Source organism: Acinetobacter sp. S40, from assembly GCF_016624705.1.
In the GTDB taxonomy this organism is placed as follows: domain Bacteria; phylum Pseudomonadota; class Gammaproteobacteria; order Pseudomonadales; family Moraxellaceae; genus Acinetobacter.
This window is the reverse complement of record NZ_JACVTU010000012.1, coordinates 24,564-49,302: the sequence shown is the minus strand read 5'-3', so window position 1 is coordinate 49,302 and position 24,739 is coordinate 24,564. Positions and strand designations below refer to the sequence as shown.

The following is a 24,739-nucleotide window of genomic DNA, read 5'->3' as shown; positions in this document are numbered from 1 at the left end:
CAATATGCCAACTTGATAATAAATAAAACTACAAAATTAAGGAAAGATCTCACATGAATTTTATCAAAAAATTAATTAAATTAACTGAATAGATTCAATCTGAATACAATTTTTAATAAAAAACTCATCGTTAATATTAAGTTTTATTAATCAAAATCCTACCTAAACTCTTAAAACTTAATATTTAATGTGTAATTTTTCACACTTCAAGTAAAAATATTGATTGAGTTGTCAATATTTGGCCTATAGAATTTTATTTACAACAAAAAACTTTCTTGAAAATTAACGGCGGTAAAAAACGATGAATAAAGTTTACAAAGTTGTATGGAATGCTTCTTTAGGGGCATGGGTCGCGGTTTCTGAATTAGCCAAATCTAGAAGCAAATCAAAATCAGTAAAGAAAACAGCAGGTATTGTCATTGTAGCGACGACAATCGCATTTGCTGTATCAGCCCATGCACAGGATATCAATGAAGATTTAAATGTAACGGGTGATATAACAGCTACGGGGGAGATTACTGGTTCAGATGTGACCAGTACTAGTGGAGCATCTCTCAATGATTTGAATAATAAAGTAAATGATACTTCTACAGGCTTAGCAACGAAAGCCTCACAAACTGATTTAAATAACTTAACGAGTACAGTCAACACTAAAGCCTCACAAGCCGATTTAACCACTTTAAATAATCAAGTAAATAATGCCACTACAGGCTTAGCAACGAAAGCCTCACAAACTGATTTCAATACACTCAATAATCAGGTCAACAACGCGACAACAGGTTTAGCTACTAAGGCATCTAAAGCCGATGTAAATGCTGCAAAAACCGAAGTGGCTGCGGGTAATAATATTGAGGTTACTTCTTCCAATGGCAGTAATGGCCAAACGATTTATACAGTTAAAACAGCAAATGAAGTGACTTTTAATAAAGTCACTGTAGACGGCACAATTATTGATGATGGGCAAATTACAGTTGCAAAGGATGGAACCATTGCAGCAGGCTCACAACAGGTGATTACAGGTAATCAGTTTTATGAGCTAGAACAAAAACTATTTAATAGTGGAGCACAAGGGGTTAAGTATTTTCATGCGAACTCTACTCTGGATGACTCCGCTGCTTATGGTACAGACTCTGTCGCAGTAGGGCCGAATGCGATAACCAATAAATCCGCTACTGACTCTATCGCGATTGGTACAAATGCACTCGTAGGAACTGAAGACGATGGTACAACACCAGCTCCAACTAATGGCGTGGAATCTATTGCTATTGGTAAAGATACTCTCGCCTTAGGTAATAAAAACACGGTGATTGGTCAGGCTGCAACAGTCGATTCAAAATATGTTACAAGCTCTTTAGCTCTTGGTGATTCTGCAAAAGTCACAGGTGACAATAGTAATAATGCTTTGGCGATTGGATCTAATGCTACATCAAGTGCCGCAGGCGCAAGTGCAATAGGAAATGCAGCAGCAGCCAGTGGCTCAAATGCTACAGCAATAGGTGGAAATTCCAATGCTTCAGCAGCAAGCGCAACGGCTATTGGTAACAACTCAATTGCGGGTGCTGTGGCGGGTACGGCAATAGGAAGTAACTCTCAGGCAAATAGTAATAATGCGGTATCAATTGGTAGTAATGCTGGACAAGGGACAGCTAACTTACCGGGTAATGCCAATCAAAATCACATCGCAATCGGCACATCATCTGGTCAAAACATTACCGGGAATGAAAATATTGCAATTGGTTTGCAAGCCTCCAACAACACAACGGGTAGTTATAATATTGCGATTGGCTCCAAAGCAGGTCAGGGCGCTGCTGGAGAAGAAAGTGTAAGTATTGGTTATATATCCAATCAAAGTTCGACTGCAATCAATCATACCACAGCACTTGGAGCGAGAACTCAATCTGGGCAAGGTGCTGTGGCAGTGGGATATTCTGCAAATGCCAGTAATCAAGGTGCAGTTGCAGTAGGCGCATTATCAAAAGTTCAGGGCGTGGATGACGGCACAGGTAATATCACAAATGCAGATAATGGCGTTGCACTAGGGACAAATGCATGGTCACAGGATAATAGTATTGCACTTGGAACAAACTCTATTGCGTCGAGCACTACCTCGCAAACCCAAGCTGGATATATTACCTCTGCGTTAATTGGTGATGAGGGCGTAGTTTCAGTCGGTGCTGACTCCAATGGAGCAACTGCATCTTTTAACCGTCGAATCGTACATGTCGCTGACGGTGCTGGAGATTATGACGCAGTCAACGTCAATCAACTAAGAAAGGCACAAGAAAAAGTTGCAGATATTATTGGTGGTAATGTTACTGTGAATAGTCAAACTGGGGACTATTCTCAAATCACGTTAAAAGACACGAGTGGGAAAGAATATCAATATAATACAGTCGTTGAAGCGTTAGGTGCACTTAGTACAGGAGCAATCCAGCTTCCTGCTACAGAAAACGCAGTGACTTATACAGATGCCACATCTAAACAAATTAATCTTCGTCCGAATACAGTGATTAGTGGAGTTGCTGAAGGTAAGGTTGGTACAGACGCGGTCAATGTTGAGCAAATGCAACAAGCCGTTGAAGAAAGTCGCGCTAAATATATCAGTGTGAACTCAACTACCAAAGGTAATCGTGCCAACGAAGGAGCTACAGGTATTAATGCGGTGGCTATCGGTCCAGATGCTATAGCTGCAAACAATAACAGTACCGCCATTGGCTCAAAAGTTCAGTCTTTGGGTGATTATGCAACCGTTATCGGAACTGCTGATTCAGTTGTATACGATACGGCAGGTGTAGCAATAGGTAATCACGCGATTAGTCGTGGTGAAGGCAGTATTGTAATAGGTAAAGATGCTAAAGCAGCACCTCAAACATCACCAACTGGTAAAATTGACAATGCTATCGCTATTGGTACTCAAGCTTTAGTCACTAATGAAAAAGGGATTGCAATTGGTCAAAATACAATTGCTGAAGGCGCGGAAAGTATTGCTCAAGGTTATGATTCAAGATCAACTGGGAATGCCTCTACTGCGCTTGGTGTAAGTTCTCGTGCCAGTGCTGAAAATGCTTATGCATTGGGTACAAATGCTAATTCTTCGGCGACCAATGCACTTGCATTTGGTAATGCTGCTAAATCGGCTGCTACGGACTCAATTGCCACAGGAACGAATGCAACCACTTATGCGACCAATGCGGTTGCATTAGGTAAAGGTGCTGTTTCAGGCAAGGCCAACCCAACTAAAGAAGAAATAGATAATAATTCCAACTCGGATACGATAGCGATAGGAACCAATAGCTTTGCCCAAATTAAAAATGCGTTAGCAGTGGGTAATACTGCAAAAGCGACTGAAGAAAGTTCACTTGCTCTGGGTACAGAATCTCAAGCAACTGCAAAAGATGCGATTTCAGTTGGCCAAAAATCACAAGCTTCAGGTTTAAACAGTTTGGCACTGGGTAAAGAGGCACAGGCCAGTCAAGAAAGCGCAATCGCGCAAGGTTATGGTGCGAAAGCTTTAAATATTAATACCATTGCTCAGGGTGTGAATGCTCAGGCTTCTGCTGATTATGCAATTGCTACGGGTACAAATGCATTAGCAACGGGAAGCAATGCTATAGCTCAAGGGCAAAATGCAAAAGCTTTAAACACGAATAGTATTGCACAGGGTTTGAATGCACAGGCTACAGCAGCTAATGCAGTGGCTATTGGTGCAAATACAATTGTGACAAATGAAAATGCAGTAGCCTTGGGGAATGGTTCAGCATCTGGTAGTTATAATCAAACCACGAAAGGTACGATTAATGGCAAAGATTATAATTATGCAGGGAGTGGGGCTGGATTATCTACAGTGAGTGTAGGTTCTGTAAATAATGAACGTCAAATTATTAATGTTGCAGCAGGTCGTGTAACCTCCAGCAGCACTGATGCAATTAACGGCAGTCAACTCTACCAAACTAATCAGGCGATTCAGGATTTAGCAGATACGCCTTTAGCTTTTGCTGGGGATAGCGGTACTCAAGTAAACCGAAAATTGGGTCAACAACTCAAGGTCACAGGTGGCGCAACTGGGACGCTGACTGATGGAAATATTGGAGTAGTTGCTAATGGTTCTGATACCTTGCAATTAAAGTTGGCCAAAGATGTAAACCTCACCAATGCAGGTAGTGTGACGGTAGGTACATCCAGTGTTAAAAATAATGAAGTCAAAGTGGGTGCCAATACTCTTACCGATACAGGTTTAACTGTAGGTACTACGAGTGTGACTACAGGAAATGTTTCAGGTTTATCTAACACGACCTGGGATCCGGCCCAAACTTATACGGGTGGTCGTGCTGCGACGCAAGAACAATTAAAAAGCGTAAGCGATGTTGCTCAAACGGCAAATAAAGGCTGGAATTTAACCACCAACAAAGATACTGCCAATAAAACCAATGTCGCGCCAGATTCAACCGTGGACTTCTCTAATAGTGATAGCAATATTACAGTGAGTCATACAGGCACAAATGTGGATGTGAAACTGGCTAATGCCATTAAAGTCGGCCCGACGACTGGAGGAAGCCCTGTTACTATTAATGGTAATACTGGTGAAATCACAGGCCTTAGCAATAAAACAACCACTAATGCAGATTTTGCGACAGTCGGACGTGCAGCTACAGAAGAGCAGTTAAAAAGTATCCAGACCGGTTTAACGGATGCAGGCTTTGGACTTAAAGCGGGCGACGGCAACTCTGTCACGAAGAAACTTGGAGAGACTGTTGATATTGTAGGTGCTGATAGCAATATCACGACCAAAGTGGTAAATGGACAAGTCGCTGTTGAATTAGCCAAAGATGTAAACCTGAGCAAAGCCGGTAGTTTGACGGTGGGTAATAGTAAAGTTACAGATGGCAAAGTTGAACTGACAGATGGAACAAAATCCAATAGCAGTACTGTAGACGGTACGACTGTAACTGATGGTACTAATAGCAGTGCAATCGGAGCAGGTTCAATTAGCGTTAGTAATGGAACCAACCAGACCTCGATAGGGGCAACACAGATCGTAGTGGGTGGTGCATCTCCGGTGACACTAAATGGAGCCACAGGCAGGGTGAGTGGTTTAACCAATACCACCTGGGATGCCAATGGCACTTATAACCAGCAACAGGCAGCAACAGAAGAGCAATTGAAAGCAGTAAGTGATGTTGCTCAAACGGCAAATAAAGGCTGGAATTTAACGACCAACAAAGATACTGCCAATAAAACCAATGTCGCGCCAGATGCAACTGTGGATTTCTCTAATAGTGATAGCAATATTACAGTGAGTCATACAGGCACTAATGTGGATGTGAAACTGGCAGAGGTTGTTAATATTGGGGGGCAACCTGGCGGTTCTACTGTCACAGTTAATGGTAAAGATGGAACAATTACTGGCTTAACCAATAAAGTTTTCGACCCAAACAACTATACTATTGGACGAGCAGCTACAGAAGATCAACTGGCGACACCATTGACCTTTACAGGGGATAATGCGGGTGTAAATGTACAACGTAAATTGGGCCAACAACTCAGTATAGTAGGTGGAGAATCTGTAGAAACGAATTTAACGGATAATAACATTGGTGTCGTTGCAGACAGCACGGATAACAAGCTAACCGTAAAGCTTGCCAAAGATATTAAGGTAGAGAGTGTCAATGCCGCGGGAACTGTGATCGATAGCAAAGGACTAAGCTTTGTTAATTCTAGTGGCGGAGCCGTTCCAAACTCGCCAAGTATAAGTGCAACTGGCATTAATGCTGGAACTAATAAAATTACCAATGTTGGTGCTGGAGCGATTACAGATACCTCTATGGATGCAGTGAATGGTAGCCAGATCAAAGGTATTATCGATCAAGGCTTCACGGTGAGCTCAAATGGAAATACAGCCTCCAAAGATACCATTGCCTTGGGTGAAAATGTTGATTTCAGTGCAACAGACACGAATATCAAAGTCACCAATACAGGGAATAACCAAATAACCTTCGGTCTTGAACCTGTCATTAAAGTCGGCCCGACGACTGGAGGAAACCCTGTTACTATTAATGGTAATACTGGTGAAATCACAGGCCTTAGCAATAAAACAACCACTAATGCAGATTTTGCGACAGTCGGACGTGCAGCCACAGAAGAGCAGTTAAAAAGTATCCAGACCGGTTTAACGGATGCAGGCTTTGGACTTAAAGCGGGCGACGGCAACTCTGTCACGAAGAAACTTGGAGAAACTGTTGATATTGTAGGTGCTGATAGCAATATCACGACCAAAGTGGTAAATGGACAAGTCGCTGTTGAATTGGCCAAAGATGTAAACCTGAGCAAAGCTGGTAGTTTGACGGTGGGTAATAGTAAAGTTACAGATGGCAAAGTTGAACTGACAGATGGAACAAAATCCAATAGCAGTACTGTAGACGGTACGACTGTAACTGATGGTACTAATAGCAGTGCAATCGGAGCAGGTTCAATTAGCGTTAGTAATGGAACCAACCAGACTTCAATAGGGGCAACACAGATTGTAGTGGGTGGAGCATCTCCGGTGACACTAAATGGAGCCACAGGAAGGGTGAGTGGTTTAACCAATACCACCTGGGATGCCAATGGCACTTATAACCAGCAACAGGCAGCAACAGAAGAGCAATTGAAAGCAGTAAGTGATGTTGCTCAAACGGCAAATAAAGGCTGGAATATAAAGTCCGATTCGACACTGGCTTCTACGCAAGTCAAACCTGAAGATACTGTAGATATCGGTCTTGCTGTAGGAGAAACCAATCTTAAGGCTGCTGCAACGAATGCTAATGGAACCACAACAATTGACTTTAGTTTGAGTAAAGACTTACTCCTTGACAGCGTTAATGCAGGTGGGACGATTATTAACAATAGTGGCTTAAGCTTTGTTGACCCAATAACGGGTTTACCATTGAGCAACTCACCTTCTATCTCTTTTGCGGGAATAAACGCGGGGAATCAAAAGATTACCAATGTTCAGGATGGAGAAGTTAGCTCCACCTCAAAAGATGCTGTTAATGGTAGTCAGTTACAGGCGGTAAGTGATGTTGCCAATAAAGGCTGGAAATTAACCACAGATCAAACGGGCACGGGTACCGTAACAGGAAGCTCAGTTAGCAAGGTCGCTCCTGATGATACCGTGACTTTTGTTGCAGGAAATAATATTGCGGTGCAACAGTCAGGCAACCAGATTACCGTTGCTACGACCCCTGAGGTAAGTTTTGATAAAGTGACAGTGGGTAATGTAGTCATTGATAAAACTACCAATAAAATCACAGGGGTGGAAGCAGGCACAGTTGCGCAAGATTCAAAAGATGCAATTAACGGTGGTCAGCTTTATAACATAGCCACTAAAATCAGAAATATTATTGGGGGAAATACCACCTATGATCCAGGTACAGGAACATACGTAAATAATAATATTGGTGATACTGGAAAAGATAATATCAATGATGCGATTAAATCCATCAATGAAACCGCTCAAAATGCCAACAAAGGTTGGACTGTTTCTACAAATGGTCAAAATGCGAGTCAGGTAAAACCGACGGATACTGTTGATTTTGCGAATAAAGACGGCAATATCAGTATCAATAACACAGGCAATAACATTACCGTTGATTTAGCCAAAGATATTACCGTGGAGAGTGTGACAGCGGGTGATACAACGGTGAACGATAATGGTTTAACAATTGATGGTGGGCCAAGTGTAACCAAAAATGGTATTGATGCAGCGGGTAATAAAGTGACAGGCGTTGCAGAAGGCAGCATTGCCCAGAACAGCAAAGATGCAGTCAACGGTAGCCAGATCCATGACATTATTGGTGATGGCGCATTCCAGGGAGGAGATGGAAATACCATTACTAATATTGGGGGTACAGGTGCAACCAATATTAACGATGCGATTAGCTCGATTAACAAAACAGCGGGTCAGCACACCACGGTTGAAGCAGGTCAAAATATTACCGTTAAGGAAAGTACTAACAGCAATGGCGGTAAAGAATATACGGTTGCGACTGCGGATGATGTGAAGTTTAATTCTGTCACATCCAATACGGTGACTGCCAATACTGTGAAAGTAGGCGATGTTAATATCGATCAAAATGGTATTAATGCGGGTAACCATAAAATCACAAATGTTGCGCCGGGTGAAATTTCCAGTACGTCTAAAGATGCAGTGAATGGATCACAGCTCAATACGTCCAACCAATATGTTGTTGATTCATTGGGGGGTGGGGCGAAATATGAAAATGGTCAATTCACTGCACCTACCTATAATGTGAATAACGGAAGTTATAACAATGTCGGGGATGCATTAGGAGCCTTGAATCAGGCAGATGTCGATTTAGGTAATCGAATTACCAATTTGGGTGATCGTCTTGAGCAGGTATTCTACAACGTCAATAGTCGGATTGATGATGTCGAGAAAAAGGCCAATGCGGGTATTGCCTCTGCGATGGCGTTGGAAGGAGCACCTTTTGTAGCAGGTAAATTTACTTACGCTGTTGGCGCCGCGTACCATGGTGGAGAAAATGCAGTGGGCGCTACATTACGAAAAACTGCGGATAATGGCCGCTGGTCAATCACTGGGGGGGTTGCAGCTGCTTCACAAGGTGATCCAAGTGTCCGTGTTGGTATCAGTGGTGTGATTGATTAATTTCATGAATGCTCAATAGGAGGTTGGGTGGCCAGCTTCCTTTTTTAAAAAATATTAAAGAGAACAAAAGCTATGCAAATGAAAAAAACTTTTATGTTCGCTGCAATGTTGGGCTTTATGATGTCTGCAACCGCAGCTGAACCAACGGCAACTACAGAGCAAATTACGTTTCCTGATGTCAGTAAAAGCTATTTAAAACAAGTATTGCGCTATGAGGTGACTGATGTCGCCCGTTTAGATGTGGGCTTGAATAAAGATCAAGTTCGGCATTTATTGGGCAATCCACAATTTAATGAAGGAATTTTTGGTTCAAAAGTCTGGAATTATGTGTTGGATATTCGGGTGCCGAATAGCAATGACTATAAACGTTGCCAACTTCGTATTGATTTTGATCAGAAAAATAAAGCTGAACGACTGTCATGGAAAGGACAGGACTGCGAAGCATTAATCCATCCAACTAGCCCAGCAGCTCCTATTTTAGTCCCAGCTCCAGTGCCAGCCACTCCAGCGCCTGTTAGGTCAAAAGACATCTTATTTGCATTTGATCGTTCAGATGTCGCAGGAATCACTACTGGCGTCGATTCAGTAAGAGACATCGCGGAACGTATTAAAGGGTCACCAGATCAAAATGCTGTGATTGTTGCTGGTTATACAGATCGGTTAGGCTCTTATGCATATAATCAAAAACTCTCAGCAAAACGTGCTCAAACGGTTGCCTCTTTACTGACTCAATATGGCGTTGATTCAAACCGTATTAAAGTAGAAGCAAAAAATCAAACCACTGCATATCAACAATGTAGTGATTCGGAAAAATCACAATTAGTTGAGTGTCTGGAACCTAATCGCCGTGTAAATGTTAATTGGTAGATGTACAAGCTGATAAAAAAGTACGCTTAGGCGTGCTTTTTTATGATTTATGGGTTGTATTTTTTGGCTTTATTACCAAGCGATAATACGCAATCAATAGAAAAATACCTGTTGCACAGCTCAAAAATATGAGTTTAGGTAAAACGAGACCCGTCTGGGTTCCCATCTGATTCAGCTGTATAAATAACTGAACTGCATGTGTGGATGGCAGAAGCCAAGTGAAACCCTGTATCCATAAAGGCATAGATTGAATAGGCCATGCAATACCTGTTAATAAAAACAATGGAATAGACGTAAAAACTAGAAAATGTCCAGCTCGTTCAGACATGTCCAATAACGAACCAAATACCAACCCTAATGCGGCGACACAACTGACAAATATCGGGACAGCCAAAAGCATTCCCCAAAAATTGCCACCATGCGGATAGTCATTTAGCCAGAAAATAAAACCAAATAAATAGAAACAGCCTAGACAACCGATGGTTACAAAGCAGGCAAAAATTCCCCAAAACTCAGTCGTTGTAGGATGCCAGTTTTTTTCTCTAAACCCCCCAATTAACATTCCCAAACCTAAGATAATAGTTTGATGAATAATAACAGGCGCGACAGCGGGGAAAATATAACTACCATAGCCAGATAGAGTATTAAATAGCGGAATTTGATGGATCGAAAGTTCTGGTTTGAAATGTGAAATATCACCAAAGCGAGCGGCTTGCTCATGAATTGCATTTTCAATTGCTGTGGCTAGTCCTAAACCAATATCTTTGGTTTTTAAAAAGTACGCTGTGCTGATATAAAGTCCAATTCCTCCCATTTCTCCGCGTCGAATACTATTTGAAAGGTTATCTGGCAAATACAAAATGCCATCAGCTTTTTGGTTACGAACCATTTGCTCTGCTTCAAGAAAATTACCTGTTACCGCCTTAATTTTAACATTTGGACTATTTGAGACTTGCGCAATGATGGTAGAGGTCACCGCACTTTGTTCTTCATCAACAATAACAATTGGCAATGAATCAGCATGTTCGGCTTTATAAGCGATGGGATAAAAAAAGCTATAAAAAAATACAGATAAAATGACTGTTGTCAAAATCGAGGAATTTTTTGCAATATTTTTAAATGTTTCAACGTAATAGTAAAAGAACTTATGCATGAGGTTGCTCCTTCACTAACTTCTTCATGAGCAGAGCACTGACAGCAAAATAGAATAGGCAATAACCCAGTAAAATTAAAAAAGGCCAGATCGAAATTCCCATATCACTTCCTACCACCCATTGTTCAGTTTGTAGACGAGCATAAGGGGTGTAAGGAATAATCATTGACCAGAACTGGGTAAAAACAGGCGCATTGTTTAAAGGTAGTGTGACACCCGCAAAGCTTAAAGAAGAACCGCCATAAACTGCAATAAATCCAAAGGTTCTACCTAAATTTTGACTCGCAAGAACCACCGTAGAACTAATAAAAGCGTAAGCAAAGTATAATAAAAGTTGCCCTGACAGTATCAAAAGCAGGCTACCTGCCACAAACCAACCTCTAATCACAACAAGCCATAGCATCCAGATCCAAGTCCATACTGTAAAAATGACCACATAAACTAAGATTTTGGCAAATAAAGCGCCGATGTAATCATTAGGATTGGCCCAGCTTGTAACGGTTTTTCTTTTTAATTCCTGTCCAATTGCAAAAGCCACACAACAGCAGAGCAATAAATGTAAAATAGCAGGAATAACAAAGGGTTCTAAATAGAATTCATAACTTAGATTTGGATTGTACAGTGTCGAAATTTTGACATTTGGTGTTGGCATACTTAAATAGGGGAGTAGATTGCTCAAATAACTTTCGCCAGCAAAATCAGCCATGCCACTTAATGTGCCTAAAAGCATTGCAGAAGAAATAGTATTTCCAACACTAAAAAAAGATTGATTAAAGGCAATGCTAATTTGGGCATCCTGCGCACTCACTAAGCGTTGTTCTGCGCCTGCAGGAATATGCACGTACCCCCAGATTTTAGTCTGATTCAGTAAATGCTCGACTTCGGTTGGATTTTGAGTTCGATATTTCACATCGAGCGTATGATTGAGTGATAAGTAACGGTCAATATTACGGCTGAGTTCGCTCTGATCCTGATCGATAATCGCGATAGGTAAATGATCTGGTTTACCTTGATAAAACATACTGCTAAATAGCAAAATAATGAACAATGGGGCAATCACCACCATTGCCAGATCCCACTTATTTTTTAGTAGGTAACGTAGTTCCCGTAATATACAGGCAAGCATATTAGTTTGCCTCAGTCACTTTAAACAAGACACTCATGCCAACTTTCAAGTCTTGTACAGGCCGTTCAGGAACTAAATGTAGTTTAAAGCTACGGATATCATACCCCCCCGTTTGTCGAGTCGTCTTAATAGTCGCAAACTCACCTTCGGCCTCAATGTTTTTAATTTTAAACTCAACTTTTTGATCCAGTGCAGGAATATATCCTTGCATAATTTTCGCTTTATAAACGGAGCGATATTGATCTTCACGGACATTCAAGCTGACCCAAAGTTCATCATCTTCCAAAATACTCACGACAGGAACAGCAGTTGCAACTAACTCAGATACTTTTCCATAGGTTTTGGAAACTGTGCCATCGACTGGGGAATAAAGTTTAGTTTCAGCTTCAAGCGCATTGGCTTCTGCGACTGCGGCCTGAGCGATTTCAACTTGTGCATCTGCCATTGATTTTTGTTGCGGTGTACTTCCGCGTTTAGCCCGTGCGTATTGCTGATAGGCTGCTTCAGTGAGCTCTTTGGCAGATTGTTGTGCTGCATACATTTCATCACGACGCTGCCGTGAAATGACACCTTCTTTATACAGTATCGCTCCACGCTGATAGGTCTTGCTGGCGAGTTCAGCCTGAGCCTGTACGCTTTTCCAGTTTGCATATAGAGTGTCGATATTTTCTTCCTGCGAACCCCGTTCAGTGGTGGATTGCAGGGCTTGTGCAGATTGTAATGCGGCCTGTGCCTGCTGTTTTTTTGCCTGAATTTCTGGGCTAATCAAAAGAACAAGCTCTTGTCCTTTTTTAACTTTTTGCCCTTCGGATACATAAACTTGTTCGATTCTGCTTGGTACTTTGGTGCTGACATGTAAGGTTTCAGCTTCAACACGTCCTTGTAATTCAACCTGTTTGGGCTGATAGGCTTTCCATAGTCCATAAGCAATTAAGCCAAGCAACACGACTACAATCATTGCAACAATGACTTTAATCAGCCCTTTCTTTTTAGATCCCTCGGATTTGTTTTGTGGCTGCTTAATAGGGGGCTGATCAGTTCCATGATCGTTTGTTTTTTCATTGTCAGCAATAGAAGAGGAATCTGGATGTTGAGCATCGGACGGTGGTTGATCTTGATTCATCATGTCCTCTCCTTTAACGAATAAAATCGGTATTAGGTTGATTTAAATAAGCTTTGAAATTTGAAATTGAGCCATGGCTTTGTAATAAAGTCGCCAACGATAAAATATATTTATATGCGTTCAGTGCCATTTCAGTATTTAAGGCATTCAGGGCATTTTGGGCATCAATAACTTGAGTGGCTGTGCCCATATCCTCTTTAAAAGAAAGTTCCTGAATACGTAAATTTTCCTGGGCTGCTTTTTGGTTTTGTAGGAGCAAAGCATGGCTTTGTTGCGCTGAATTCAGCTCGCTATAGGATTTATTCATTACATTTTCAATTTCTTGTTTAGTTCTTGCAGTAAGTAACTCGGTTGCATAGCGTTTAAGCTCTGCAGAATGAATACTTTTGGTTTTATCCAGTCCTGAAAATAAGTTATAACGCGCAGCAATTCCAATAATCCAATTTTCTTTATCATCCAGACTATATTCACCAAATGCAAATAAATTAGGTTTCTTTGCAGCTTGTTGCGCACGGACATTTTCATTGGCAATTTGTGTATCCATTTGCATTTTACGCACTAAACTAGACTGTTCTGGATAGGTTGCCATTAAATTATCTAAAGACTGAGTCTGAGCTTTATTTACAAATAAGGGTGTAGTAAGTTGGCTCACTTGATTGGTTCGTAATAGATTATTCAGTTGGAACTGACTGCTTTGTAGATTAGCTTGTGCATTTTGTAGTAAGCGCTGTGCATTATTTCGCGCCACTTCAAATTGCATCCTTTGCCCTTTACTTAAAAATCCTTGTTGCTCAAGTTTGAGAGCATTATCAAGATGACGTTGCATTGCATTGAAATTAAAGTGACTGGATTTAACGAGTTGCTGTTGTAATTGCACATTGAAATAAGATTGAATCATTTCAAAACGTTGTACATCTTGTTGCTGTTCAGTATTAAGTTCAGAACGTTGCGATTGAATTGCTGCAATTTGTTTGGTCGATTTAAGCAAACCGCCAGTATAAAGTGGCATCACCATGGAAATAGAAGAACGAATTTGTTCATCTTGCAAAGTTAAATTGGCATAATTAGGTACTATATTGACACCATCATGAATAATGCCACTCACTCCATTTTCAATATCGCCAATAATATTGGGTGGTATGACATTTTCCCACTCATTCAATTGGTTATCGAGTTTGTCATTCAAGGCATTTTCTATTCCTTGTTTAAAGGAGTTGAGAGGGACATCGACTTCACTGTGAAATTTGTAAGCACGAACATTAAAATCAATACGTGGCAGTCCTAAACCTTTTACCGCTTCTGCATCCAGTTTTGCTGAACTCTGGAGAGCTTCATTGGCCTGAGACGTATACGAGTTCTCCAGCACTTGCTGTTCCGCTTGCGCATAACTAAAAGTTTGAGCCTGCGTTTGGGCGCATAACCCTGAAAAACTTAAACCAACCGCCATGATCTTTAATAAAGTCTGCGTCAAGAAGGTTGGTTTTGTTGTATAAACCTGACGTCTAAATTTCATAGAAAACAACTTTTAATATTTTTAGCTAGTGTAGTGGATTATTTATAAAAGTAAGTTATTGAATTGTTTACAATACATTTGTATAACAGATTCAAACTCGGCCTCAATTTTAAGTTAGGCGTTATTTCTGATCGAGCATGAGGCTGTTGATTTAATATTAGCCTAAATTGAAATGATGCATAGATTAAATAACTCTACTTGGCAGTTTATATTGAAATATTTATAGGTTCAAATACTGCACGAAATCCCAAGATGTGGTTAAATGCCACAATTTAGTTTTGTTTCACTTAGACAAAGGAAAAATCATGCGCGCGTACAATTTCTGTGCTGGTCCTGCTGCATTACCGACTGCCGTTTTAGAAAAAGCTCAAGCTGAGTTGTTAGACTGGCACGGTAAGGGCCTTTCCATCATGGAAATGAGTCATCGTAGTAAAGATTATGTCGCGGTTGCAGAAAAAGCGGAAGCTGATTTACGCAAATTGATGAATATTCCAGAAAACTATCAGGTTTTATTTTTGCAAGGTGGAGCATCGTTACAATTTTCAGCGATACCATTGAATCTATTGGGAAAAAACCCAAAAGCCGATTATATTCATACTGGAATCTGGTCAGAAAAAGCGTTGAAAGAAGCACAGCGTTATGGCGAGATTAATAGTGTAGAAGCAGGTACTACTGTAAATGGCAAACTTGCCATTAAGAACCAAAGCGAATGGAATTTGTCTCAAAATGCTGCCTATGTTCACTATGCTGACAATGAAACTATTGGTGGTTTGCAGTTCGATGGTATTCCAGAGGTTGATGCACCATTAGTATCCGACCTCTCTTCAAGCATTTTGTCTGCGCCAATAGATGTATCAAAATTTGGTCTTATCTATGCAGGTGCGCAAAAAAATATCGGTCCAGCGGGTTTAACGATTGTTATCGTACGTGATGACTTGCTTGATCAAGCGCGTTCAGATATCCCAAGCATTTTGAAATATTCAGCTCAGGCAAAAAATGGTTCAATGGTGAATACACCAGCGACCTATTCATGGTATTTGTCAGGTTTGGTGTTTGAATGGTTACTTGAGCAGGGTGGGGTAGATGCGATCCACAAGGTAAATCTGGAAAAAGCCAAATTGCTTTATGGGTACATTGATGCCAGTGATTTTTATAATAATCCGATTGTAGAAGCGAATCGTTCCATCATGAATGTGCCATTTACATTGGCAGACGAGGCATTGGAAAAATTATTTCTTAAAGAAGCAGAAGAGAATCATTTGCTAAATCTCGCGGGTCATCGTTCAGTTGGCGGTATGCGTGCAAGTATTTACAATGCTGTACCGCTTGAAGGCGTACAAGCCTTGGTTAATTTTATGGATGACTTTGCTAAACGCAATGGCTGATAATGAAAAAGCCCTCAAATCTTGAGGGCTTTTTTTGAATACTTAAAGCATCAAACTAAATTAAACAGCTAATAATCCAAAATGATAAAAAATCATGGCTGCAAGAAACATTCCTAGAACAAAAAAACAGAAAGCACCTTTGTCCAACTTAATACGTTGGCCACTAAATTGGACTAGACTGTAGCTTTGTTGTTCTCGAATAATTTTCATTAATGAGCCTAATAATTAAATTATTGTGAAAATATATTAATTATTAATAGTTTTAGCATAAATATTCGCCTGAATCCATAGATTTCCACGAATATACTGTCCAATTTCAAAGTTTTTATACAAATCATCTTTAGTTGCAATACGAATTAATGTTGCAGGTAGATTATCTTCTAAAACCAAAGTGACATCATACAACGTATATTCTTGTTCCATAAATGTCATGGAAGTCTTACCAACGATATTGCCCTGAAACCACGCTTCATCTTCCTGACCAATAGTTTCTCCATATAAATAAGCCACCATTTTAGAAAAATCAACGGTAACGGGCTCTTTGTCTTCTGGCGTTTTCGGTTCCCAAGCATTAATGAGTTGCTGCAAATTTTCAGGAGCGACACCATTATGTGCTGCCAAAATATCATTTAAGGCACGATGATGTTTAATTGAAGCGGGGTCATCTACAATAATCGTTTCATTGGCTGCTACAGGTTCGAGTTCATAAGCCCATGCATTTAGTTGAACTTGATAACTTTGATCTTTTTGATATTGACCATGGTTGACGCTATATAAATTATCAAAGGCATAAATAATAGTATTGGCATTTACTTTTAATTGCAAAACCGCCTGAGTAGCTGATTCAGACGTAATAATACGATCAATAGTGGCACTAAATTTATAAGGACTCTCAAATGTAGGAAATGCAGTTTTTAATGCTTTGGGTTTGTTATCTTCTACTGCAATAATTTGATTCAATTGAACTGGCGATTTTGCTGGCCCCTGAATGAGCCAGAACGCTTGATCCATATCAGTTTCACATTCACAGATTCCCATCGGCATAATGGGGCTATCCAACGCAAGTCCCAGCCACTTTGGTATATCTTGCGCAGGTTCTGGAGAAAGTAAATTCCAGTGCTGTGCATGACTGCCAAAATTATTTTCTTCGATAGTGACGATTTCAGGACTGTTTTGATTTTTCATATAAGCTGAGAATAAAAAATGGATAACTTAGTGTATTAAATCGAGGATATCTTAGTTTTTTCAAGTCCATCAATGTAATTATATAAAAAATCATCAGATTTTTTTAATGGAATAAGTGCCCATGATGAAAAGCGAATCTGTTAAACTTAAGTTTATTTTTTTCCAAGAGTCATTCAGTTGTTACCATTCAAGCTCTGGGTGGATGCAGATGCATTACCTAAAATTTTGCGGGAAGTGATTTTACGTGCATCTGATCGTTATCAACTCGAAGTGACGTTCGTCGCCAATCAGAATGTCGGGATCACGCCATCGGTCAGAATCAAATCGATTCAGGTGATGAGCGGTGCAGATCAGGCGGATAAAGAAATTGTAGACCGTATGCAGGAATATGACATTGTCATTACGCAAGATATTCCACTTGCAGCGCAGGTCATTGAAAAAGGTGGTATCGCGATTCATCCCCGTGGGGAAATCTATACTACAGCTAATGTTAAAGCGCGTTTACATCTTCGTGATTTTATGGATACCTTACGGGGCGCTGGGGTGCAAACGGGCGGGCCGCCACCTATTTCTGAGCGTGACAAGCGAGAATTTTCCAGCGCTTTGGATCAAACAATTTTAAAGCAAAAACGTAAAACTGCATGAGAACCCAAGATGCAATCTAAAAATAACATTGTCATAACCTATGTTGTGCTGGTGTTTATCTGGGCGACCACACCGCTTGCAATCGTTTGGAGCGTATCTGACATTTATATTCTTTGGGCGATGGCATTACGTTTTTTTATTGCCTTGCCGATTGCAGCGCTCTTGTTATTATTACTGAAAGTTAAATTTCCTCTAGATAAAATAGCCTTGCATAGCTACGTCGCGGGTTCATTTAGTCTAATCGGCTCTCAAATTTTTACCTATATTGCGACACAATATTTAAGTTCAGGAATTCTTGCACTTATGTTCGGGCTAGCTCCGATTATTGCAGGACTTATGGCACATTTTGCTCTTGGTCAGCATTTAAATAGATTACAGTGGCTCGGAATGTTTGTGGCGATTTGTGGACTGGCCCTGATTTGTTTTGGTGGATCAACTCAAAATATTCATCCTATTGGTATTGCTTTGATGCTGATCAGTGTGTTCATGTACTGTTTATCTATCTTTTGGGTCAAAAAAGTTAATGCTGAGGTGGAGCCTATGGCACAGGCAACAGGATCAATTTTGGTCTCTGCTCTGGGGGCCATCTGTTTAATGCCGTGGATCTGGCAATATGCACCTACGCATTTACCAGAAGCAAAATCATTATTCGCCTTGATGTATACCGTGATTATGGCATCTTTAATTGCAATGTTTTGCTATTTTAAACTGGTGCGTAGTATCAAAGCCACTACATTGTCCTTGACCAATGTTATGACACCTTTATTGGCCATGTTTATTGGTGTTTTGATTAATCATGAAAAGCTTTCAATTCTGGGAGTAGTGGGAACCGTGATTATTCTTACAGGCCTTTTTTTATATTTTTACAAAGACCTACAGGCCAGTCGTCGATTGCAGTCCCATTTAAAGCACCAACATTCTGAACATTAATCTCAAATCGGATAATAGCGTTTATAGATCTAATCGTTATTCGATATTTGTTCGGAGATAGATTCTGCGAGTTTAACCCGATCATGCGGATGTAAGGTGATAAAATAAACCCCCGTTCTAAATCTATTATCCTCTTCTGCGTGGCTATAAACCACTTGGGCAGTAACGGCGATATGAAAATAATTATCTGGGTGGCTCAAGGTAATATGAATATAGGACCCTTGCTTTAAAGGTTCCGAGGTATAAAAACTGAGTCCTGTTTCAGACACATTCACCTGTTCGGTGCTTGGCAATATGGATTGAACGATAGAGTCGTAAAGAGAACCCGTAATTAAATTCAACTTTTGGTTGAATAGGGATAAGATACGAGCAATTTGTTGATCTTTTTGATTTAATTGTTCTAATTCGTAGCTAAATGCATGATCAATTTGATCTAATTCAGCAAGTAGTAGAAAATAGCGCGGCAATACAAAACTTGGATCGTAAGGATCGTTAAGTGCAACCGCATCGGAAATAACCTGATAGTTGATTCTTAACGCAGCATCTATGCGAGACATGACACGGCGTTCAGTTGTACCACTCGAATGCTGTGAACTTTCCATAATGAAATTACCTCGGATTAGATGGTATGTTTAAACCAATCTCGTTATATATCGGGTTGAGATATACTCGCGCAAGGCGCAGTAATCACTTTATTTCTTTTATTGCATTGGTTTCCATGATTGGTCTCACCTTAGGTGTTGCCGTACTCATTACCGTGCTATCGGTCATGAATGGTTTTGACCGGGAGTTGAAAAACCGTGTCTTAGGCATGATACCTCAAGCTACTGTTTCTTCAACACAAATTTTAACAGATTGGCCAGAACTTGCAAAAAAAATTGAAGGGCATCCACATGTTACTGGTGTTGCGCCTTTTACTCAATTGCAGGGGATGCTTACTGCTCATGGTCAGGTCGCAGGAATTATGGTGACTGGGATCGACCCCAAATATGAGCCGAAAGTTTCAATTATTCAAAACCATATGGTTGAAGGAAATATTAATAGCTTACAAAAAGGTGAGTTTGGCATTGTGCTGGGCAAACAAATGGCAGATGCATTAGGGCTTGGACTCAATGATAATGTCACTTTGGTGCTGCCAGAGGCAACGCCATCGCCAGCGGGCGTAGTTCCACGCTTTAAGCGTTTTAAAATTGTTGGGATTTTTAGTATTGGAGCAGAAGTTGATTCTATGATGGGTTATATCGCCCTGAATGATGCTTCAACTTTATTACGTTTGCCAGATGGCGCACAAGGTATTCGACTTAAATTAGACAATATCTTTCAGGCACCTCAGGTGGCAAATGATATTGTAAAAACCCTTCCACCAAACTTTTATGCATCTGACTGGACCTATACCCATGGTAATTTATTCAGCGCGATCCAGATGGAAAAAGCCATGGTCAGCTTGTTGTTATTTCTAATTGTGTTGGTCGCTGCATTTAATATTGTGTCATCGTTAGTGATGGTGGTGACTGATAAAAAATCAGACATTGCGATATTGAGAACATTAGGCGCTTCACCAGCAACCATTACCAAAATTTTTATGGTACAGGGTACGGTGATTGGCGTGATTGGAACAGTGGCAGGTGCCATTTTGGGAATCATTCTAGCTACTAGCATTAGTAACGTGATTGATTGGTTAAATACAGCCTTTGGCTGGCATTTGTTTGATGCTTATTTTATTAACTATTTACCTTCTTATTTAAGATGGCAAGATGTGGTCTTGATCGTTTCTGTGTCTTTGATCTTAAGCTTCTTAGCGACAATTTACCCCGCTTTACGCGCTGCAAAAATCCAACCTGCGGAGGCTTTACGTTATGAGTAAAATTGTTCTGGAAGCCAAAGATATTTATAAAAGCTTTACTGATGGTAAATCCAACGTTGAAGTTATTAAAGGTTTGTCTTTACAAGTTAAAGCAGGCGAGTTTGTTTCGATTGTTGGAGCGAGTGGTTCAGGTAAAAGTACGTTATTGCATGTGTTGGGCGGACTGGATCAACCGACACAAGGTCAAGTTTTTTTAAACGGTCAACGGTTTGATAATTTAGGTGAAGCGGAACGTGGCTTCAAACGGAATGAATATCTAGGTTTTGTTTATCAATTCCATCATTTATTACCTGAATTTACTGCTCTGGAAAATGTGGCAATGCCTCTCATGTTACGTAGTAGCAGTAACTTTAAAGAGGTGAAACAACGTGCCGAATATTTGCTGGAGCGTGTAGGATTGTCACATCGTCTGGAACATAAGCCAGGTGAGTTATCTGGAGGTGAAAGGCAGCGTGTTGCTTTGGCCCGTGCTTTAGTCACTCGACCCGCTTTAATGCTGGCAGATGAACCAACAGGAAATCTTGATCGTAAAACTGCCATGACTATTTTTCAGTTACTGATGGATCTGAAAAAAGAGTTTGATATGGCGATGCTCATCGTGACTCATGATGAACAATTGGCTCAATCTGGTGATTCTATTTTACATATGCAAGATGGACTTTGGGTCGATTCAATTCAGTAATTAAAATTTTTTAAATAATCCTTTCCAAAGCCCATGAAAATGGGCTTTAATTTTGTCCGAAAAAGACACTATATAAAATTACATGTTAAAAATTATTTTATTGGGATGGATTATTGGCATTGCCATGATGGGATATTCATTTCAAAACCTGACTCCCATTATCTATTATTTTATTCCATTTGTTTTGATGTTATGGGGAATTTATTTTCTAAAAAAAGCAACATGGAGTGAAAATATAAGTGCTAAAACAATTTTAACAATCAGTTCGACATTTTTAATGTGGCTACTGGGTTATTTATATGCAGATTATGCATTACTTGAGCGTTTAAAACAGAAAGAAATCACCTCAACTGCATCGTCGGAAGTGATTTATATTCGAGAAATGGGACAAAGCACAGACCACGGAATCAAACAGCCTGTCGAAATTTTATCTCAAGGTAGACCTTCTGTAGTGTGGCTAGTCTATATTGATGATCGTCTTTTAGAAAGCATCGCCATTAAAAATAATAGTTTAGAACTTGGTCAGTATTATCAGGTGAAAGGTATTATTAAGCCTGTGCATGGTTATGCTAATGCAGGAGGCTTTGATCAGGAAAAATGGTTTATTCAGCAAAACTGGATGTCAGGCTTTCATGTTCAACAGATTCAATCACTTTCTACCCAAGACGTTTATCGTTTAGGATTTCAGCAACATCTAAAACAAAAACAAGCACTGTGGCGAAGGTTTTGTTTAAATATTGAACAATTAAGGTTGGATTTTCGGGGTCAACTGCACCAGCAACCCTTTAAATATAAAGCATTGATGCTGGCGCTCTTAACTGGGGATCGGAGTTTACTGGATAAAAATACTGAAATTTTATTTCAGCGTTTTGGCATTTCACATTTATTGGCGATATCTGGCCCACATGTTTTGATTTTGGCTGCATTATTTACATGGCTTATGAGTTGTGTAATTCATAAGCTTAAGCCAACACTGTATTTAAAGTATCCTCGTCAGATTTTGATGATCATACCATTTTGTAGTTGTGTATTTATTTATACAGCATTTGTGGGTTTTGAGATTCCCGCATTACGCACATTATTACTGACAATTATTGCAAGTTTATTTCTACTCGTTAAACATGAAATTCGAGCTTTTAGCTTGTTAATATATACTGCAAGTTTGAGCTTATTGATCGATCCTTTCAGCATTTTATCTGCTGCATTCTGGTTGTCTTATGGCGCCTGTTTTATTTTATTGAATATTTATCAGTCCATGCACTTTCCTACCACTTCAGTGCTGACTTTAATGCAAAAAATCTGGAAGAATATTCAATTATTAATTCAGTCTCAATGGAAAATTTTTATTGCCTTATTACCTTTAGTTCTCATATTTTTTAAGCAGGTTTCTTGGATTTCCCCCATCGCTAATCTGATTGTTATTCCGCTTCTAGGAGGGGTAATTGTACCATTGGGCATTATTGCGGCTTGCGTCTGGTTAATAATTCCAACAATCGGGCATCTACTTTTTCAGATTAATGATCTATTGATTGGCATTTTATTTTTTATTTTAAATGGGTTGGACCATCTTTTTAATCCAGTATTGTATACATTTGCTTTAACACCCTGGATTTTGCTGAGTATTGGTTTAGGTATTTTGATGTTATTTTTACCTAAAGGAAGTATTCCTAAGTCATGGGCACTGTTATGTATTTGTCCAATATTTCTACTGACGTGGGTGAAACGTGATACTCAAATTTCAGTGATTGATGTCGGTCAGGGACAGTCCATTTTTATACAAGATTCATCACAACGCCTTCTAATTGATACAGGGGGTTACTATGATGAAACTAAATTTAGTATCGGTCAAAATGTCGTAGTGCCTTACTTGAAGCAACAAGGCGTTGCTCAACTTGATCGTATTTTACTTTCTCATTTAGATCAAGATCATAGGGGGGCATTAGAGGCAATTTTGAAGCAAGTCAAAGTAACTCACTTCATGGCAAATGAAACGCTGCCACAGCAAAATTCGATGTCTTTTTCTAAATGTTATACAGGCCAAACATGGCAAACCCCAGATATCCGTTTGCACATTTTGTCTCCTGAACCGATCGATGATCAGTTGGTTCAGTCTAACCGCAATGAACATTCTTGTGTCGTTTATCTTGAATTGTTAAAGGCAAAGGGTTTACGTCGATTTTTAATTATGGGCGATGCTGGATGGGAGACTGAATATCAAATTTTGCAAAAATATCCTGATTTAAAAGTTGATGTTTTAGTTTTGGGGCATCATGGCAGTAAACATAGTTCATCTTATGATTTTTTAAGGCACTATCAACCACAACTTACAGTCGCTTCAGTGGGTTATAGTAACCGTTATGGGCATCCGAGTACGCAAACGTTATCACGATTAGATGCTTTAAATATTCCACTTTATACCACGATAGCGTCGGGAACCATTACATTTCGTGTTCAGAATAATCAAGTGCAAGTTGAACAATATCGAAAAATATTTAAGTGGTTGAATCGGGATGAACCATAATGAGTTTTTGGGCTTGTTCACGCACCTGTTCCACCTTTTCTAAGGCAGTTTTTTCATCAAGTTTATACACATTATCCAGTTCGGGATTCGCTTTAAAACGTTTATAACTCCAGTGATAATGCTGAGGATATCTACGAATCAGATTTTCAATAGCATGATGGATGACCAAGGTTCCATGCACATCAGAGCCTTCATAAATAGCAGGATCCATTGGCTCAATAAACATATCAAAGCCATCGCTTTCATTGCGTATTGCATACAGAAGTAAAGCTTTGGCTTTGGTTTTCTGAATCAGTTTCGAACTTAGATTACTTGAAGCTAACGGAATGCCAAAATAATTGACCATTTCACCCCCAACGTGCGGTGAGTGATCAGGTAAAATGACGGTGGTTCCACCTTTTTTAAGGGCTTTAAAAATCTGGCGTACGCCACTTTCATCTGTAGGAACCAGATTAGCTTGTTCTCGGCTACGTGCTGCACGTACGAAAGCATCCGCATCTGCATTTTTAACGGGTTTATACAAAATGGTCATGGCGGTAAACTGAGCGCACCAGGCATTCATAACTTCCCATGTACCAAAATGTGGAACAATTAGAACCAGTCCTTTATTTTCGGCTAAAGCTTCATGAAAATAATGTTCACCGGTAATATTTTGAATACGTGAGATATTCTTTTGATTAGATGCACCCCAGACACTAAAGAACTCAAAATAAGAAGTAAGTTCATTGCGAATAGCTTGTTGTGTGATCTGGTGGCGTTCATCTTCAGTTAAATAGGGCAAGGTAATTTGTAAGTTTAACTGGATCGTTTTGGATGTTTTGCTAATTTTTAAAGAGTTGACTAAGCCTGCGAGCATACGCGCAATAAAACGTGAGAACTGAATAGGCTGTCGGCTAACAAACCTTAAAAGACGGTAATTGAAGCTATGAGTATCAGGTGTGGTCATTATTAAAAAAGATGTAAAAAAGTAAGAAAGGAAGCATCAGGCAAAAAATATTATAAGTTAAATTATACCGATTAAATAGTTTTTACCGATTCAGTGTATATAATGGCAGAGATTTTAACTTTTTGGGTTGTTTT

The 24,739-nt window shown here is 39.8% G+C and carries 16 protein-coding genes; 8 read left to right on the top strand and 8 right to left on the bottom strand.

Going from position 1 to position 24,739, the window contains the following annotated elements:
* Positions 1-301: 301 nt before the first annotated feature.
* Both IAE19_RS13185 and tpgA read left to right on the top strand, forming a co-directional pair.
* Positions 302-8,665 (top strand): ESPR-type extended signal peptide-containing protein, encoded by an 8,364-nt coding sequence (locus IAE19_RS13185; RefSeq protein ID WP_200461378.1) that lies wholly within the window; start codon positions 302-304, stop codon positions 8,663-8,665.
* Positions 8,666-8,737: 72 nt separating this feature from the next.
* Positions 8,738-9,532, top strand: a complete 795-nt coding sequence (gene tpgA / locus IAE19_RS13180; RefSeq protein ID WP_413784497.1) for a trimeric autotransporter adhesin/peptidogylcan-associated protein TpgA — start codon at positions 8,738-8,740, stop codon at positions 9,530-9,532.
* Positions 9,533-9,572: 40 nt separating this feature from the next.
* On the opposite strand, the gene IAE19_RS13175 is transcribed toward tpgA, so the two are convergent.
* The 4 genes from IAE19_RS13175 to IAE19_RS13160 are packed head-to-tail and all read right to left on the bottom strand — an operon-like array spanning position 9,573 to position 14,447.
* Positions 9,573-10,685 (bottom strand): ABC transporter permease, encoded by a 1,113-nt coding sequence (locus IAE19_RS13175; protein ID WP_200461376.1) that lies wholly within the window; start codon positions 10,683-10,685, stop codon positions 9,573-9,575.
* Positions 10,678-11,811, bottom strand: a complete 1,134-nt coding sequence (locus IAE19_RS13170) for an ABC transporter permease (protein WP_200461375.1) — start codon at positions 11,809-11,811, stop codon at positions 10,678-10,680. The genes IAE19_RS13175 and IAE19_RS13170 overlap by 8 nt, the downstream gene beginning before the upstream one ends.
* Position 11,812: 1 nt before the next feature.
* Complete coding sequence (locus IAE19_RS13165) at positions 11,813-12,934, bottom strand: efflux RND transporter periplasmic adaptor subunit (protein ID WP_200461414.1); 1,122 nt, start codon at positions 12,932-12,934, stop codon at positions 11,813-11,815.
* A 13-nt stretch (positions 12,935-12,947) separates the two neighbouring features.
* Positions 12,948-14,447, bottom strand: a complete 1,500-nt coding sequence (locus tag IAE19_RS13160; protein ID WP_200461374.1) for a TolC family protein — start codon at positions 14,445-14,447, stop codon at positions 12,948-12,950.
* 305 nt (positions 14,448-14,752) lie between these two features.
* On the opposite strand from IAE19_RS13160, the gene serC reads away from it, so the two are divergent.
* Positions 14,753-15,832: a 3-phosphoserine/phosphohydroxythreonine transaminase gene (gene serC, locus IAE19_RS13155; protein ID WP_200461373.1), complete on the top strand. Its 1,080-nt coding sequence runs from the start codon at positions 14,753-14,755 to the stop codon at positions 15,830-15,832.
* Between the two features lie 60 nt (positions 15,833-15,892).
* On the opposite strand, the gene IAE19_RS13150 is transcribed toward serC, so the two are convergent.
* Together IAE19_RS13150 and IAE19_RS13145 are read right to left on the bottom strand one after the other, a co-directional pair.
* Positions 15,893-16,042: a hypothetical protein gene (locus IAE19_RS13150; RefSeq protein WP_200461372.1), complete on the bottom strand. Its 150-nt coding sequence runs from the start codon at positions 16,040-16,042 to the stop codon at positions 15,893-15,895.
* Positions 16,043-16,078: 36 nt separating this feature from the next.
* The gene (locus IAE19_RS13145) at positions 16,079-17,017 is read right to left on the bottom strand and encodes a hypothetical protein (protein WP_200461371.1); all 939 of its coding nucleotides are present in this window, start codon (positions 17,015-17,017) and stop codon (positions 16,079-16,081) included.
* Between the two features lie 177 nt (positions 17,018-17,194).
* On the opposite strand from IAE19_RS13145, the gene IAE19_RS13140 reads away from it, so the two are divergent.
* Together IAE19_RS13140 and IAE19_RS13135 are read left to right on the top strand one after the other, a co-directional pair.
* On the top strand, positions 17,195-17,662 hold the full coding sequence (locus tag IAE19_RS13140) for a YaiI/YqxD family protein (protein WP_200461370.1): 468 nt from the start codon (positions 17,195-17,197) through the stop codon (positions 17,660-17,662).
* A gap of 9 nt (positions 17,663-17,671) precedes the next feature.
* Positions 17,672-18,592: a DMT family transporter gene (locus IAE19_RS13135; protein ID WP_200461369.1), complete on the top strand. Its 921-nt coding sequence runs from the start codon at positions 17,672-17,674 to the stop codon at positions 18,590-18,592.
* Between the two features lie 29 nt (positions 18,593-18,621).
* Here the strand turns inward: IAE19_RS13135 and IAE19_RS13130 are convergent, their stop codons facing one another.
* Complete coding sequence (locus IAE19_RS13130) at positions 18,622-19,194, bottom strand: PilZ domain-containing protein (protein ID WP_200461368.1); 573 nt, start codon at positions 19,192-19,194, stop codon at positions 18,622-18,624.
* A 26-nt stretch (positions 19,195-19,220) separates the two neighbouring features.
* On the opposite strand from IAE19_RS13130, the gene IAE19_RS13125 reads away from it, so the two are divergent.
* The 3 genes from IAE19_RS13125 (at position 19,221) to IAE19_RS13115 (ending at position 23,659) form a co-directional block, all read left to right on the top strand.
* Entirely contained in the window at positions 19,221-20,456 is a 1,236-nt protein-coding gene (locus tag IAE19_RS13125; protein WP_200461367.1) for a lipoprotein-releasing ABC transporter permease subunit, read from the top strand.
* Positions 20,449-21,138 (top strand): lipoprotein-releasing ABC transporter ATP-binding protein LolD, encoded by a 690-nt coding sequence (lolD, locus tag IAE19_RS13120; protein WP_200461366.1) that lies wholly within the window; start codon positions 20,449-20,451, stop codon positions 21,136-21,138. The genes IAE19_RS13125 and lolD overlap by 8 nt, the downstream gene beginning before the upstream one ends.
* Positions 21,139-21,220: 82 nt before the next feature.
* Positions 21,221-23,659, top strand: coding sequence for a DNA internalization-related competence protein ComEC/Rec2 (locus tag IAE19_RS13115; protein ID WP_200461365.1), 2,439 nt, complete (start codon positions 21,221-21,223; stop codon positions 23,657-23,659).
* Here the strand turns inward: IAE19_RS13115 and IAE19_RS13110 are convergent.
* Positions 23,631-24,605, bottom strand: a complete 975-nt coding sequence (locus IAE19_RS13110) for a lysophospholipid acyltransferase family protein (protein ID WP_200461364.1) — start codon at positions 24,603-24,605, stop codon at positions 23,631-23,633. The genes IAE19_RS13115 and IAE19_RS13110 overlap by 29 nt on opposite strands.
* Positions 24,606-24,739: the final 134 nt, after the last annotated feature.

Coding starts and splice junctions, on each gene's coding strand:
- IAE19_RS13135 (WP_200461369.1), top strand. CDS start 17,672: ATGCAATCTAAAAATAACATTGTCATAACCTATGTTGTGCTGGTGTTT.
- IAE19_RS13165 (WP_200461414.1), bottom strand. CDS start 12,934: ATGAATCAAGATCAACCACCGTCCGATGCTCAACATCCAGATTCCTCT.
- IAE19_RS13125 (WP_200461367.1), top strand. CDS start 19,221: ATGTTTAAACCAATCTCGTTATATATCGGGTTGAGATATACTCGCGCA.
- IAE19_RS13115 (WP_200461365.1), top strand. CDS start 21,221: ATGTTAAAAATTATTTTATTGGGATGGATTATTGGCATTGCCATGATG.
- IAE19_RS13160 (WP_200461374.1), bottom strand. CDS start 14,447: ATGAAATTTAGACGTCAGGTTTATACAACAAAACCAACCTTCTTGACG.
- tpgA (WP_413784497.1), top strand. CDS start 8,738: ATGCAAATGAAAAAAACTTTTATGTTCGCTGCAATGTTGGGCTTTATG.
- IAE19_RS13170 (WP_200461375.1), bottom strand. CDS start 11,811: ATGCTTGCCTGTATATTACGGGAACTACGTTACCTACTAAAAAATAAG.
- lolD (WP_200461366.1), top strand. CDS start 20,449: ATGAGTAAAATTGTTCTGGAAGCCAAAGATATTTATAAAAGCTTTACT.
- IAE19_RS13130 (WP_200461368.1), bottom strand. CDS start 19,194: ATGGAAAGTTCACAGCATTCGAGTGGTACAACTGAACGCCGTGTCATG.
- IAE19_RS13175 (WP_200461376.1), bottom strand. CDS start 10,685: ATGCATAAGTTCTTTTACTATTACGTTGAAACATTTAAAAATATTGCA.
- serC (WP_200461373.1), top strand. CDS start 14,753: ATGCGCGCGTACAATTTCTGTGCTGGTCCTGCTGCATTACCGACTGCC.
- IAE19_RS13150 (WP_200461372.1), bottom strand. CDS start 16,042: ATGAAAATTATTCGAGAACAACAAAGCTACAGTCTAGTCCAATTTAGT.
- IAE19_RS13145 (WP_200461371.1), bottom strand. CDS start 17,017: ATGAAAAATCAAAACAGTCCTGAAATCGTCACTATCGAAGAAAATAAT.
- IAE19_RS13110 (WP_200461364.1), bottom strand. CDS start 24,605: ATGACCACACCTGATACTCATAGCTTCAATTACCGTCTTTTAAGGTTT.
- IAE19_RS13185 (WP_200461378.1), top strand. CDS start 302: ATGAATAAAGTTTACAAAGTTGTATGGAATGCTTCTTTAGGGGCATGG.